Origin of the sequence: Streptomyces sp. NBC_00572 (genome assembly GCF_026341815.1) — a bacterium.
GTDB lineage: Bacteria > Actinomycetota > Actinomycetes > Streptomycetales > Streptomycetaceae > Streptomyces.
Map to the genome: position 1 here is coordinate 3,538,913 of NZ_JAPENX010000001.1, position 13,846 is coordinate 3,552,758.

The 13,846-nt window shown below is 71.5% G+C and carries 13 protein-coding genes; 8 read left to right on the forward strand and 5 right to left on the reverse strand.

What is annotated here, in order from left to right:
* Positions 1-7: 7 nt before the first annotated feature.
* The 5 genes from OG514_RS16445 to OG514_RS16465 form a co-directional block, all read right to left on the reverse strand.
* Positions 8-1,060, reverse strand: a complete 1,053-nt coding sequence (locus tag OG514_RS16445; protein ID WP_266895285.1) for a 2-oxoacid:ferredoxin oxidoreductase subunit beta — start codon at positions 1,058-1,060, stop codon at positions 8-10.
* Entirely contained in the window at positions 1,053-2,990 is a 1,938-nt protein-coding gene (locus tag OG514_RS16450; RefSeq protein ID WP_266895287.1) for a 2-oxoacid:acceptor oxidoreductase subunit alpha, read from the reverse strand. Before OG514_RS16450 ends, OG514_RS16445 begins: the two co-directional genes overlap by 8 nt.
* A gap of 302 nt (positions 2,991-3,292) precedes the next feature.
* Positions 3,293-3,952, reverse strand: coding sequence for a response regulator transcription factor (locus tag OG514_RS16455; protein ID WP_266895289.1), 660 nt, complete (start codon positions 3,950-3,952; stop codon positions 3,293-3,295).
* 279 nt (positions 3,953-4,231) lie between these two features.
* Complete coding sequence (locus OG514_RS16460) at positions 4,232-5,518, reverse strand: sensor histidine kinase (protein WP_266895291.1); 1,287 nt, start codon at positions 5,516-5,518, stop codon at positions 4,232-4,234.
* 232 nt (positions 5,519-5,750) lie between these two features.
* The gene (locus OG514_RS16465; protein ID WP_266895293.1) at positions 5,751-6,941 is read right to left on the reverse strand and encodes a sensor histidine kinase; all 1,191 of its coding nucleotides are present in this window, start codon (positions 6,939-6,941) and stop codon (positions 5,751-5,753) included.
* Positions 6,942-7,131: 190 nt separating this feature from the next.
* Between OG514_RS16465 and OG514_RS16470 the strand changes: the two genes are divergently transcribed.
* From OG514_RS16470 to OG514_RS16505, 8 genes are read left to right on the forward strand one after another with little or no spacing between them, the layout of a single operon-like run.
* Entirely contained in the window at positions 7,132-7,542 is a 411-nt protein-coding gene (locus OG514_RS16470) for an NADH-quinone oxidoreductase subunit A (RefSeq protein WP_266895295.1), read from the forward strand.
* Complete coding sequence (locus OG514_RS16475; RefSeq protein ID WP_266895297.1) at positions 7,533-8,096, forward strand: NADH-quinone oxidoreductase subunit B; 564 nt, start codon at positions 7,533-7,535, stop codon at positions 8,094-8,096. Before OG514_RS16470 ends, OG514_RS16475 begins: the two co-directional genes overlap by 10 nt.
* Positions 8,093-9,331, forward strand: a complete 1,239-nt coding sequence (locus tag OG514_RS16480) for an NADH-quinone oxidoreductase subunit C (protein ID WP_266895299.1) — start codon at positions 8,093-8,095, stop codon at positions 9,329-9,331. Before OG514_RS16475 ends, OG514_RS16480 begins: the two co-directional genes overlap by 4 nt.
* A complete protein-coding gene (locus OG514_RS16485) occupies positions 9,328-10,296 on the forward strand; it encodes a complex I subunit 1 family protein (RefSeq protein WP_073910915.1) in 969 nt (322 codons plus the stop codon). Before OG514_RS16480 ends, OG514_RS16485 begins: the two co-directional genes overlap by 4 nt.
* Positions 10,296-10,859, forward strand: coding sequence for an NADH-quinone oxidoreductase subunit I (locus OG514_RS16490; protein ID WP_266895304.1), 564 nt, complete (start codon positions 10,296-10,298; stop codon positions 10,857-10,859). Before OG514_RS16485 ends, OG514_RS16490 begins: the two co-directional genes overlap by 1 nt.
* Positions 10,856-11,434: an NADH-quinone oxidoreductase subunit J gene (locus OG514_RS16495; RefSeq protein ID WP_266895306.1), complete on the forward strand. Its 579-nt coding sequence runs from the start codon at positions 10,856-10,858 to the stop codon at positions 11,432-11,434. The genes OG514_RS16490 and OG514_RS16495 overlap by 4 nt, the downstream gene beginning before the upstream one ends.
* On the forward strand, positions 11,434-11,838 hold the full coding sequence (gene nuoK, locus OG514_RS16500; protein ID WP_266895308.1) for an NADH-quinone oxidoreductase subunit NuoK: 405 nt from the start codon (positions 11,434-11,436) through the stop codon (positions 11,836-11,838). Before OG514_RS16495 ends, nuoK begins: the two co-directional genes overlap by 1 nt.
* Entirely contained in the window at positions 11,835-13,829 is a 1,995-nt protein-coding gene (locus OG514_RS16505; protein ID WP_266895310.1) for an NADH-quinone oxidoreductase subunit L, read from the forward strand. The genes nuoK and OG514_RS16505 overlap by 4 nt, the downstream gene beginning before the upstream one ends.
* Positions 13,830-13,846 lie beyond the last annotated feature (17 nt).

A 13,846-nucleotide genomic window follows, 5' to 3' on the forward strand; every position in this document is an offset into this window, starting at 1 on the left:
ACGGGCGTCAGCCGACGACCGTCCACGTGTCGTTGCCGGCCAGCAGCTGGCCCAGGTCGCCCTTGCCGTGCTGCTCCACCGCCGTCTCCAGCTGCTCCGCCATCAGCGTGTCGTACACCGGCCGGTCCACCGACCGGAACACCCCGATGGGGGTCTGGTGGAGGGTGTCCGGGTCCGCGAGCCGGGAGAGCGCGAAGGCGGTGGTGGGAGTGGCGGCGTGGGCGTCGTGGATCAGGATCCGCGACTCGTTCTCCGGAGTCACGGTGACGACCTGGAGGTCGCCGGTGGCCGGGTCGCGGACGACGCCCTTCTCGTTCTCGGCGCCGAAGCGGATCGGCTGCCCGTGTTCGAGGCGGATGACCGCTTCCTTGGCCTGGTCCTTGTCCTTGAGGACCTCGAAGGCGCCGTCGTTGAAGATGTTGCAGTTCTGGTAGATCTCGACGAGCGCCGTGCCGTTGTGGTCGGCGGCCTGGCGCAGCACCTCGGTGAGGTGCTTGCGGTCGGAGTCGACCGTACGGGCCACGAAGGAGGCCTCGGCGCCGAGTGCGAGGGACACCGGGTTGAAGGGTGCGTCGAGCGAGCCCATCGGCGTCGACTTGGTGATCTTGCCGACCTCGGAGGTGGGCGAGTACTGGCCCTTGGTCAGCCCGTAGATCCGGTTGTTGAAGAGCAGGATCTTGAGGTTGACGTTGCGCCGGAGCGCGTGGATGAGGTGGTTGCCGCCGATGGAGAGCGCGTCGCCGTCGCCCGTGACGACCCAGACGGACAGGTCGCGGCGGGAGGTGGCGAGGCCGGTGGCGATGGCCGGGGCGCGGCCGTGGATGGAGTGCATCCCGTAGGTGTTCATGTAGTACGGGAAGCGGGAGGAGCAGCCGATGCCCGAGACGAAGACGATGTTCTCCTTCGCCAGACCGAGCTCGGGCATGAAGCCCTGGACGGCGGCCAGGACCGCGTAATCACCGCAGCCGGGGCACCACCGGACCTCCTGGTCGGACTTGAAGTCCTTCATCGTCTGCTGGGCCTCGGCCTTGGGCACCAGGTGGAGGAGGGGCTCAGGCATCGATGGCCTCCTTGAGAACGGCGGCGAGCTGCTCGGCCTTGAACGGCATCCCGTTGACCTGTGTGTGGCTGCGGGCGTCGACGAGGTACTTCGCCCGGACGAGCAGGGAGAGCTGGCCGAGGTTCATCTCCGGGACGACGACCTTCTCGTACCGCTTCAGGACCTCGCCGAGGTTCTTCGGGAAGGGGTTGAGGTGGCGCAGATGGGCCTGGGCGATGTGGCCGTCCTCGCGGCGGATGCGGCGGACGGCGGCGGTGATCGGCCCGTAGGTGGAGCCCCAGCCGAGGACCAGGGTGCGGGCGCCGTCCGGGTCGTCGACCTCGATGTCGGGGACGTCGATGCCGTCGATCTTGGCCTGCCGGGTGCGGACCATGAACTCGTGGTTGGCGGGGTCGTACGAGATGTTGCCGGTGCCGTCCTGCTTCTCGATGCCGCCGATGCGGTGTTCGAGACCGGGGGTGCCGGGGACGGCCCAGGGGCGGGCGAGGGTCTCCGGGTCGCGCTTGTACGGCCAGAAGACCTCGGTGCCGTCGGCCAGTTCGTGGTTCGGGCCGGTGGCGAACTGCGTCCGCAGGTCGGGGAGTTCGTCGACGTCCGGGATGCGCCAGGGCTCGGAGCCGTTGGCGAGGTAGCCGTCGGAGAGCAGGAAGACGGGCGTCCGGTACATGAGGGCGATCCGGGCCGCCTCGATCGCCGCGTCGAAGCAGTCGGCGGGCGTCTTCGGGGCGACGACCGGGACCGGCGCCTCGCCGTTGCGGCCGTACATGGCCTGGAGGAGGTCGGCCTGCTCGGTCTTGGTGGGCAGACCGGTGGACGGGCCGCCGCGCTGGATGTCGACGATCAGGAGTGGCAGCTCCAGGGAGACCGCGAGGCCGATCGTCTCCGACTTGAGCGCCACACCGGGGCCGCTGGTCGTCGTGACGGCGAGCGAGCCGCCGAAGGCCGCGCCGAGCGCGGCACCGATGCCGGCGATCTCGTCCTCGGCCTGGAAGGTCCGCACGCCGAAGTTCTTGTGCTTGCTCAGCTCGTGGAGGATGTCCGAGGCCGGGGTGATCGGGTACGAGCCGAGGTAGAGCGGCAGGTCGGCCTGGCGGGAGGCGGCGACGAGGCCGTACGAGAGGGCCAGGTTCCCCGAGATGTTCCGGTAGGTGCCGGTGGGGAAGGCCCGGGTCGCGGGGGCGATCTCGTAGGAGACGGCGAAGTCCTCGGTGGTCTCGCCGAAGTTCCAGCCGGCCCGGAAGGCGACGATGTTCGCCTCGGCGATCTGCGGCTTCTTCGCGAACTTCTGCCGCAGGAAGGTCTCGGTGCCCTCGGTCGGCCGGTGGTACATCCAGGAGAGCAGCCCGAGCGCGAACATGTTCTTGGAGCGCTCGGCCTCCTTCCGGGAGAGGCCGAAGTCCTTGAGGGCCTCGACGGTCAGCGTGGTCAGCGGCACCGGGTGGACCCGGTAGGCGTCCAGCGAACCGTCTTCGAGGGGCGAGGCCGCGTAGCCGACCTTGGCCATGGCGCGCTTGGCGAACTCGTCGGTGTTGACGATGATCTCGCCACCGCGCGGCACGTCCCCGATGTTGGCCTTGAGGGCGGCGGGGTTCATCGCGACCAGCACGTTCGGGGCGTCGCCCGGGGTCAGGATGTCGTGGTCGGCGAAGTGAAGCTGGAAGGACGAGACGCCCGGCAGGGTTCCGGCGGGTGCCCGGATCTCGGCCGGGAAGTTCGGCAGCGTGGAGAGGTCGTTCCCGAAGGACGCCGTCTCCGAGGTGAACCGGTCACCCGTCAGCTGCATACCGTCACCGGAGTCACCCGCGAAGCGGATGATCACCCGATCGAGACGGCGCACTTCCTTGTCGGTGCCGTGGTGGGGCTTCGCCGGGGCGCTGCGCTGCTCCCCGAGCAGGGCCTCACCGGCCTCGCTACTGACCTGGCTGGTCACTGAACTGGACCTCCCTCGCGGCAAGGGGACTCTCCGCCGGAGGCGGGAGAAGGCTCGGGGTGCGGTCGGCCGATCACCGTCCGTCCCCAGGCCCACCCTACGACGGTAGGGAGGGCCCTCCCGGGACTTCTCACATCATGGACCTCTTTTTGAGACGCCCTCTTGCCCTGAATCGTCACGGTCTGTCGCCACCCGGAGTGTTCCGGAAAGTCTGATTCCGCCTCATCCTTTGGTTCTAGGTCCCTCGGGCGCCGGCGGGCCGCCCTTCCGGCCTCCATGTCATCTGACAGAGTGTCAGATGATCAGGATTTCAGATACGTCAACACCGCCAGTACCCGGCGATGATCGCCGTCACTCGGCGAGAGACCCAGCTTCAGGAAGATGTTGCTGATGTGCTTCTCCACCGCGCCGTCGCTCACGACCAGCGCTTTCGCGATCGCCGAGTTCGTCCGGCCCTCCGCCATCAGACCCAGGACCTCCCGCTCGCGCGGAGTCAGGTTCGCCAGCACGTCCTGCTGACGGCTCCGGCCAAGGAGCTGCTGCACGACCTCCGGATCCAGCGCCGTACCGCCGCCGGCGACCCGCACGACCGCGTCCACGAACTCCCGGACCTCGGCGACCCGGTCCTTCAGCAGATAGCCGACACCCCGGCTGGAACCGGCCAGAAGTTCGGTGGCGTACTGCTCCTCCACGTACTGCGACAGGACGAGCACACCGAGTCCCGGGTGCTCCTTGCGCAGCCGCACGGCCGCCCGGACGCCCTCGTCCGTGTGCGTCGGCGGCATCCGCACGTCGGCGACGACGACATCCGGCAGCGCGCCCTCGGCCGCGAGCTTCGCGACCGTCTCGACGAGCGCGTCACCGTCCCCGACCCCGGCGACGACGTCATGCCCGAGATCGGTCAGCAGCCGGGTCAGACCCTCCCGCAGCAACACGGAATCCTCGGCGATGACCACCCGCACGCGCCCCGCCCCTTGATCCACACCCACGCCGCACAGCCCCTATGTGTTGTTGCCCGATGAGGCCTCCAGCATTGCACCCCCACCCACATACGCCCCCCTCGTTATGGGCAATCGTTCCGCCGGGCGATGGGGGCACCCCCGGACGACGTCCGGGGGAGGGCGCAAGCGTCCGGACCCGCCCGCCAAGGGCTTCGTCCGCTGTGCGGTGCCCGTGGGGTCGCGCGCACAGGGCGAGGCCCCGAGGCCCAAGGCCCCGGGGCGCGACGACCAGCGGCGCGGCTAGGCACGCCAGGGCAGCTCGACGGTCACCGTCGTAGGCCCACCCGCGGGCGAGTCCACCGCGAGCACCCCGTCCACCGCACCCACCCGCTCGGAGAGCTTCGACAGGCCCCGCCCCGCCACGGCCTCCGCCCCGCCGGACCCGTCGTCCCGCACCTGAAGCATCAGCTTCTCCCCGGTCCGCCACACATCCACCCAGGCCCGCCGCGCCCGCGCGTGCTTGGACACGTTCTGGAGCAGCTCCGAGACCGTGAAGTACGCGATCCCCTCGATCGCCGCGACCGGCCGCGCCGGCAGGTCCACGTCCACCGACACCGGAACCGCACACCGCGAGGCCACCGCCGACAGCGCCGCGTCCAGGCCACGGTCGGTCAGGACCGCCGGGTGGATCCCCCGCGCCAGATCCCGCAGCTCCTGGAGCGCGAGCTTCACCTCGCCGTGCGCCTCGCCGACCAGCACCGCCGCCGCCTGCGGGTCCTCCGCGAGCTTCTCCTTCGCGAGTCCCAGATCCATGGCGAGCGCGGCCAGCCGGGCCTGTGCCCCGTCGTGCAGGTCCCGCTCGATGCGCCGCAGGTCCGCAGCCGCGGTGTCCACGACGACGCCCCGGTCCGACTCCAACTCGGTGACACGGGAGGCGAGCCGGGACGGGCCGAGCAGCCCGGAGACGAGGAGCCGGTCGACGGCGACGAAGCCGCGCAGCAGCCAGGGCCCGGCCATCACGAACAGCAGCCCGACGAGGCTGGTGACGGCGATCTCGAAGGGGGAGTCGAGGTAGAGGTTGTGGGACCCGTCGCCGTAGAGCTGGAGGCCGTCCTGCCCCGCGTACATCGGGAAGACCCACTGCCACAGCGGGTACGTGAAGAGGCTCCAGCCCCAGGCGAAGAACGTCACCGTCACCGAGAACGAGAACACCGCCCACGGCATGTGCACGACCGCGTACAGCAGGTGCCGCCAGGACGTTCCGCTCTTCAGCATGGCGCCCATCCAGGAGAAGGCCCCACCGGTACGGCCCCGCACCGGCTCGGGCGCCCGCACGTCGACGTCGAGCAGCGCACGTGCCCTGGCCCGCTCGACCACGCCGAACCCCCGGCACATCGCGAGGACCCCGGCGAGGATCGGCACGCCGAGGAAGGTGATGAGCAGCCCGGCGCCGGCCGAGAAGAAGGAGATCGAGAGCGCGAACCAGACGACGCTCAGCGGCAGCCCGATCAGCACGTAGAGGAAAGCCCGCCAGGTGCGTGCCTCGAACGGCGCGCGGATCGCGGCGGGGAGTCGGTGGGAGGCCATCGCGGGGTCCTTCTCTGCTCAGGGAGGGCGGCGGGAGGGAAGCTCGGTACGTGTTCCAGGGTTCCGTCTCACGCCTCGCCGGACCATGAGGCGGGTGGGCGTCTAGGAGCGGGGGTTTTCCCTACCCAGGGGGTACGGGAGGGGAAGGGACGCAGGTGGGCCTGCTGCCGCGCGACTCCCAGCCGCGCGGCAGCAGGCCCACTTCCCCACGCACACGGGCGGTACGGGCGGCTCACGCCGCCGGGCGTGACCGCCAGGGCAGTTCCGCCGTCACCGTCGTCGGACCGCCCTCCGGGGAGTCCAGGACGAGGAGCCCGTCCACGGCCCCGAGCCGTTCCGCGAGCCCCGCGAGCCCCGTGCCGCCGTCGAAGCGCGCGCCGCCCTCCCCGTCGTCCCGCACCTGGAGCAGCAGCCGGTCCTTCGCCCGCCACACCTCCACGGACGCCGACCGGGCGCGCGCGTGCTTGGACACGTTCTGGAGCAGCTCCGACACGGTGAAGTACGCGATGCCCTCGATCGCCTCCGCCGGCCGCTCCGCGAGATCCACGTTCACCTTCACCGGCACCGTGCAGCGCGCCGACACCGACGAGAGCGCGGCGCTCAGCCCCCGGTCGGTGAGGACCGCCGGGTGGATGCCCCGGGCGAGGTCCCGCAGCTCCTGGAGCGCGAGCTTCACCTCGCCGTGCGCCTCGTCGACCATCGCCGCGGCCGTCTCCGGATCGTCGAGGAGCTTCTCCTTCGCCAGACCGAGCCCCATCGCGAGGGCGACGAGCCGGGCCTGTGCCCCGTCGTGCAGATCGCGCTCGATGCGCCGCAGGTCGGCCGCGGCAGTGTCGACGACGACACCCCGGTCCGACTCCAGCTCCGCGATCCGCCGCTCCAGCTCGTCGGAGGGCGAGAGCAGACCCCGGACCATGCCCCGGTCGGCGCTCGCCAGGCCACGGGCGATGAAGGGAAGCACGGGCCAGAGCACGATGAGCGAGACCAACGCCACCGTGAACGTCACGATCCCCCAGGGCAGCCGGATCAGCCCGTACAGCTGGGTCCGCCAGGCCACCGGATCCTTCAGCGTGGTCCACAGCCACCCGAAGAAACCGCCCCGCTTCGGCAGCGGCGACGGCTCGGCGACCTCGACCCCGAGCAGCGCCCGGGCCCGCGCCCGCTCCGACCGGCCGATCAGGCGCGCGCCGCCGAGCCCGAGGGCGAGCAGCGGGAGCCCGATCACGGTGACGGACAGGCCGACCCCGAGGAGCACGCTCACGACCGAGTAGACGAAACCGGCCAGCGCGGTGAACAGGTTGGAGAGGAGGAAGGCGATCTCCTTCCACGTCTCCGTCCCGTAGGCGGTGCGCCTGGGCGGACGCGGGGCAGCGGCGGAGCCGGCCGAGCCGGAGGAGTCGGCGGAGTCATGATCAGCGGTCATGCTCCCAAGACTGCCGGTCGGGGGTCGGGCGACGCCATGGGGGAGGTGGGTGAGCGACAGTGGGGATATCCCCACCAGGACGGCACGGACGACCGCGTACGCGACTGCTTACGGTCTCTTTAGCAGGGCCTAGACTCGCGTGCGTACAGAAGTGACTCATGAGACACCGAGACCGAGGGGCGGACGGACCGTGCGGGAACCGACCGTTGTCGCGGCCGACGCAGCGGACGCGGCGGACTACTTCCAGACGTACTCCGTCGTCGGACTGCTCGCCGTCGTCGGCGTGCTGTTCGTCGCCGTGGCGTTCGGCGCGGGCCGGCTGCTGAGGCCCGTCGTGCCGACGCCCGAGAAGCTCCTCACGTACGAGTGCGGTGTCGACCCCGTGGGGGAGGGCTGGGCCCACACGCAGGTCCGCTACTACGTGTACGCCTTCCTCTACGTCATCTTCGCCGTCGACTCGATCTTCCTCTTCCCCTGGGCGACGGTCTTCGCCGCGCCCGGCTACGGCGCCACGACCCTGGTCGAGATGTTCGTCTTCCTCGGCTTCCTGGCCGTGGGGCTGCTCTACGCGTACAAGAAGAAGGTCCTGGCATGGACGTAACACCCCTGCCCGCTCCCACGTTGGGGCCGCTCGCCCGCCTGGCCCCCGAGCCGATGAAGGTGGTCCTGAACTGGGGCCGCCGCTACAGCCTGTGGGTCTTCAACTTCGGGCTCGCATGCTGCGCGATCGAGTTCATCGCCGCGTCGATGGCCCGGCACGACTTCATCCGGCTCGGCGTCATCCCCTTCGCGCCCGGCCCGCGCCAGGCCGACCTGATGATCGTCTCGGGCACGGTGACGGACAAGATGGCACCCGCGGTGAAGCGGCTGTACGAGCAGATGCCGGAGCCGAAGTACGTCATCTCCTTCGGCGCCTGCTCCAACTGCGGCGGCCCCTACTGGGACTCGTACTCGGTCACCAAGGGCGTCGACCAGATCATCCCGGTCGACGTCTACGTGCCCGGCTGCCCGCCGCGCCCCGAGGCGCTCCTCCAGGGCATCCTCAAGCTCCAGGAGAAGATCGCGCGGGAGAGCCTGGCGGAGCGGTACGCGACCACCGCGTCGGTCTCCCAGCTGACGAGCCCCCTGGTGACACCGCCCGGAGGCAAGGCATGACGGCCTACGACTCCCTCCCGGACTCCGTGACGGAGATCTTCGGCGAGGAGGCGACGGCGGAGCAGGCGTACGACCTGCTGACCGTCGACGTCCCGCCGACGGCCTGGATCACGGCCCTGGAGACGGCCCGGGACACCCTCGGGTGCACCTACTTCGACTGGCTGAGCGCGGTCGACGAGCCGGGCACGGGCTTCCGGGTCTGCGCGCACGTGGTGGCCCTGGGCGAGGGCCGCCCGCGCCGCCTCCTCGTCCGTACGACCGTCCCGCACTCCGCCCCCGCCCTCCCCACGGCGATCGGGGTGTACGCGGGTGCCGGCTGGCACGAGCGCGAGACCCACGAGATGTTCGGCGTGGACTTCACCGGCCACCCGCACCTGGTGCCGCTCCTCCTCCCCGAGAACTTCGAGGGCCACCCGCTCCGCAAGGACTTCGTCCTCGCGGCCCGGGTCGCGAAGGCGTGGCCGGGCGCGAAGGAACCGGGCGAGTCCCACGACGGCGGCGGCCCTAAGCGCCGCCAGATGCTCCCCCCGGGCGTCCCGGACCCCAACGAATGGGGCCCCCTGAAGGGCCAGCTCCCGCCGGCCCCGACCCGCCCGGCCCGCGCGACGGCAGGCGACCGCCCGGTCCGCCGAGCCCGCTCGGCAACGGAAGGCTCGGCAACCCAACCGGAAGCCTCGCCCCCGACGGACACCCCCCGCCCGCCCCGCCGCACCCGCTCGGTCTCCGAAGGCTCGGCGAGCCAGTCGACCCCGGAGCCGGCCGCCATGCCGGAGCCGGGGCCCGACGCCCCGCCTGCGACGCCGCGCCGTTCGCGTTCGGCGGCCGACGGCTCGGCAAGCCAGACGACACCGGAACCGAACGCCACGCCGGAGTCGGGCGCGGACGCCCCGCCTGCGGCGGCCCGTCCGCCGCGCCGTTCGCGCTCCGCCGCCGACGGCTCGGCGAGCCAGTCGACCCCGACCGGCCCCGCGTCGCGCGCGGAGGCCGCGCCCCCACGCACCCGCAGCTCGGACGCCCCCTGGCACTACGCCCGCCCGGCCTTCGACGAGGAGCCCACCACTCCGCCGACCGCGGCGACGCCGGGTGCTCCTTCCGGGACCGAGGCCGCGCCCGCAGATGAAGGGTCCGCCGCCCCGCAGGCGGACGCCGAGGCCGACGCCGCCCACCCGCCCGCCGCCCCGCAGGGGGACGCGGACCCCGACCCCACCACCCCCGCCGGAGGCGATCCCGCGTGAACGACGTACTCGACGTCGCCCTCCGGCTGCTCGTCGTCTTCGCCGTCTTCCTCGTCCTGCCGCTCGTCGTCGGGCAGACCGAGCACAAGGTCATGGCCCATATGCAGGGCCGCCTCGGCCCCATGTACGCCGGTGGTTTCCACGGCTGGGCCCAGCTCGTCGCCGACGGCGTGAAGTTCGCGCAGAAGGAGGACGTGGTTCCCAAGGACGCCGACCGGCGGGTCTTCCAGCTCGCGCCGGCCGTCGCCCTCCTCCCGTATCTGCTCGTGCTGGTGGCGATCCCGATCGGCCCGAGCGAGGGCGCCGTCGGGCAGGTCGTCGACGCGGGCATCTTCTTCGTGCTGGCCGTGATGGGCGTCGGTGTCCTCGGCAGCCTGATGGCCGGCTGGGCGTCCGCGAACAAGTTCTCGCTGCTCGGCGGCCTCCGTACCGCCGCCCAGCTCCTCGCGTACGAGCTCCCCATGCTCCTCGCCGCCGCCTCCGTCGCGATGGCCGCCGGCACGGTCTCCCTCCCCGGCATCCTGAACGCCTTCGAGTGGTGGTGGGTGCCCTGGCAGATCGTCGGTGCGCTCGTCTTCTTCGTGGCGGGTCTGGCGGAGCTCCAGCGGCCCCCGTTCGACATGCCGGTCGCCGACTCGGAGATCATCTTCGGTGCGTACACCGAGTACACCGGCCTCCGTTTCGCGCTCTTCCTGCTCGCCGAGTACGCCGGCATCGTCGTCCTGTGCGGCCTCACCACCGTCCTGTTCCTCGGCGGCTGGCACGGGCCCTTCGGCGCGGACGGTCTCGGCTGGGTCTGGACCCTCCTCAAGACCGCGATCCTCGCGTTCGTCGTGATCTGGCTGCGGGTGAGCTACCCGCGCCTGCGCGAGGACCAGCTCCAGAAGCTCGCCTGGACGACCCTCGTCCCGCTCGCGCTCGCGCAGATCGCACTCACCGGCATCGTGAAGGTGGCGATCCAGTAATGGCCATTCCCGGATCCGGCCTCGCCAAGGGCCTCGCCGTCACCCTCCGCACGATGACGAAGAAGACCGTCACCGCGCAGTACCCGGACGTCCAGCCCGAGCTGCCGCCCCGCACCCGCGGGGTCATCGGGCTGTTCGAGGAGAACTGCACGGTCTGCATGCTCTGCGCCCGCGAGTGCCCCGACTGGTGCATCTACATCGACTCCCACAAGGAGACGGTGCCGGCGACCGTCCCCGGCGGCCGAGAGCGCAGCCGGAACGTCCTCGACCGCTTCGCCATCGACTTCTCGCTCTGCATGTACTGCGGTATCTGCATCGAGGTCTGCCCGTTCGACGCGCTGTTCTGGTCGCCCGAGTTCGAGTACGCGGAGACCGACATCCACGAGCTGACCCACGAGCGCGACAAGCTCCGCGAGTGGATGTGGACGGTCCCGGAGCCGCCCGCGCTCGACCCGCACGCGGAGGAGCCGAAGGAGATCGCGGCGGCCCGCAAGGCAGTGGAGAAGGCCGCCACCGCCGCGGCCGCCGAAGCGGCCGCGGCCGCCGAGGGGGAGCAGCAGTGATCCTGGCAGTACACACAACTCAAGCGGCACAGGCGGCACAGCAGGCCCATGGCTTCCTCTCGCCCACCGGCGTCGAGATCGCCTTCCTCCTCGTCGGCCTGGTCACCCTCGGCGCCGCCCTCGTGACCGTCACCACCCGCCAGCTCGTCCACGCCGCGCTCTGGCTGGTCGTGGCGCTCGGTGGCCTCGCCGTCGAGTACCTGCTCCTGACGGCCGAGTTCATCGCCTGGGTCCAGGTCCTGATCTACGTCGGCTCCGTCGTCGTCCTCCTCCTCTTCGGGCTCATGCTCACCAAGGCCCCCATCGGCCGCTCCCCGGACGCCGACTCCCGTAACAAGCCCGCCGCGATCGCCGTCGCGAGCGCCGCCGCGGCCGCACTCGTCTGGGTCGTCGTCGATGCGTTCCGTACGACGTGGATCGATCTGGACGGTGCCGTGCAGGGGTCGACGGAGGTGTCGGGCGAGATCCTCTTCCGGCACTGGGTGCTGCCGTTCGAGGCGCTGTCCGTCCTCCTCCTGGCCGCCCTGGTCGGCGCCATCGTGCTCTCCCGCAGGAAGAAGGAGGAGCAGCGCTGATGCATCTCGTCTACCCGGCCGTCCTCGCCGCCCTCCTCTTCGCCATCGGCGTGTACGGCGTCCTCGCCCGCCGCAACGCCATCCTGGTCCTGATGTCCGTCGAGCTGATGCTCAACGCCGTCAACCTCAACCTGGTCGCCTTCGACGTCTGGCTCCGCGACACCCTCCACGCCGGCCAGGCCCTCACCCTCTTCACCATCGCCATCGCCGCCGCGGAGATCGGCATCGGTCTCGCGATCGTCCTGATGGTCCACCGCAACAAGGGCACGTCGGACGTCGACCGCCTCCGTGACACGGCGGAGCCGCCGGAGCCGTGGAGCACCGATGCCGCGGACGAACCGTCATCGGACGACGCGCCCACCGACGACACGCCCGCCGGCGAGAAGGCCGAGGCCACCGCGTGACCACCACGACCCTCGCCGTCCTCGTCCCCCTCCTGCCCTTCCTCGGCTCCGTCGCCGGACTCCTGCTCGGCCGCACCGCGCCCGGCTTCGTCCGCCCGCTGGCCGTGCTGCCCACCCTCGCCGCCACGGTCCTGGCCGTGCTGGTCGCGGTCCGGCAGGGCGGCGGGAAGGCGATCGACGCGGCCACCCAGCTCACCCCCACCGGCTCGGTCCCCATCGACCTGGCCCTGTACATCGACGGCTTCGCCGCGCTCGTCGCCGTCCTGGTCGGCGTCGTCGCCACCTGTGTGCAGATCTACTCGACCGGCTACCTCCGCGAGGACCCGCGCTACCCCTCGTACGCGGCGCTCGTCTCCCTCTTCACCTCCGCGATGCTGCTCGTCGTCTACTCCGGCGACCTGATGGTGCTCCTGGTCGGCTGGGAGATCATGGGCATCTGCTCGTACTTCCTCGTCGGCCACTACTGGGAGACGCCCGAGGCACGAGCCGCCTCCCTGAAGGCCTTCCTCGTCACCAAGCTCGGCGACGTCCCCTTCCTCATCGGTCTCTTCGCGCTCGCCACCGATGCGGGCACCTTCCGGATCACGGGCGTCCTCGGCGCCGTCGCGAGCGGCGGCCTCGACCACCCCACCCTGATCGCGCTGCTGCTGCTCGCCGGTGTGGCGGGCAAGTCGGCACAGTTCCCGCTGCACACCTGGCTCCCGGACGCCATGGCCGGCCCCACCCCCGTCTCCGCGCTCATCCACGCGGCGACGATGGTCGCCGCCGGCATCTACTTCACGGCCCGGCTGCTGCCCGTCTTCGCCGAGTCCGCCGCTGCGATGACGGTGCTCGCCGTGATGGCCGCGATCACGATGGTCGGCTCGGCGCTCGCCGCGCTCGCCCAGGACGACATCAAGCGGGTCCTCGCCTACTCGACGATCGGCCAGCTCGGCTACATGGCCGGCGCCCTCGCCGTCGGCGACCGCGGGGCCGCCGTCTTCCACCTCCTCTCGCACGGCGCGTTCAAGGCACTGCTCTTCCTCGCCGCCGGCACGGTCATCCACGCCGCCGGTACGAACTCGCTGACCGCCATGTCCCGCATGAGCGGCCTCGCGAAGCGCATCCCGGACGCGTACTGGACGATGACCGTCGCCCTGCTCGCCCTCGCCGCGATCCCCCCGTTCGCCGGCTTCTTCTCCAAGGAAGCCGTCCTGGTGGCCGCCGAGCACACCGCGCTCGGGGACCGGACCGTCGCCCCCGCCGGGGCCGGCTGGACCGTCCTCGTCGCAGGCCTGCTGACGGCCCTGCTCACCGCCGCGTACGCGCTCCGCCTCTGGCTGCGGACCTTCCGCGGCCGAGGCGCCGAGGCCCCCGACCACGGGCGCCAGCCGATCGCCATGACGTCCGTCCTGTGGGTGCTCGCGATCCCTTCCCTGGGCTTCGGTCTGACCGTCACGTACCTCGACGACTGGTTCGACGGGAACGCCCTCACCCCGACCGTCACCACGGCCGTCCTCGGCACGGGTCTCGCCGCCGCCGGAGCCGTGATCACCTACGCGGTCTGGCGCACCCTCGCCGCCAGGACCCCGCTCTCCGCGGCCGCCGCACAGGCACCCGCCCCGCACGTCGCCCACCCGGACGCCGCCGCGGGCCTGGTCGAGGCGGAGGCGCTGCACCTGCCGCACCCCGCCGAGGACCCGGCCGACCCGGGCCGCGCCCTCCTGGGGCCCCTGCACGGTCCCGCCGCCGACGGCTTCCACCTGGACGCCGTCTACCGGACGGCGTTCGTCCGCCCCGTCCTCGCCGCGGCCTCCCTGGTCCGCTTCCTGGACCGCGAGGTCGTCGACACCTACGTCCGCGCCGCGGGCACCTCCGCCAAGGGGCTCGGCTGGCTCGTCCGCCGCGCCCAGACCGGCAACGTGCAGACCTACCTGAGCGCCCTGCTCGCCGGCTCCGTCGTCCTGGCGATCGTCGCCGTCGCCCTCGCCAACGCCGTCGCCGGAGCGTGAGCCGTGATCGATATCAG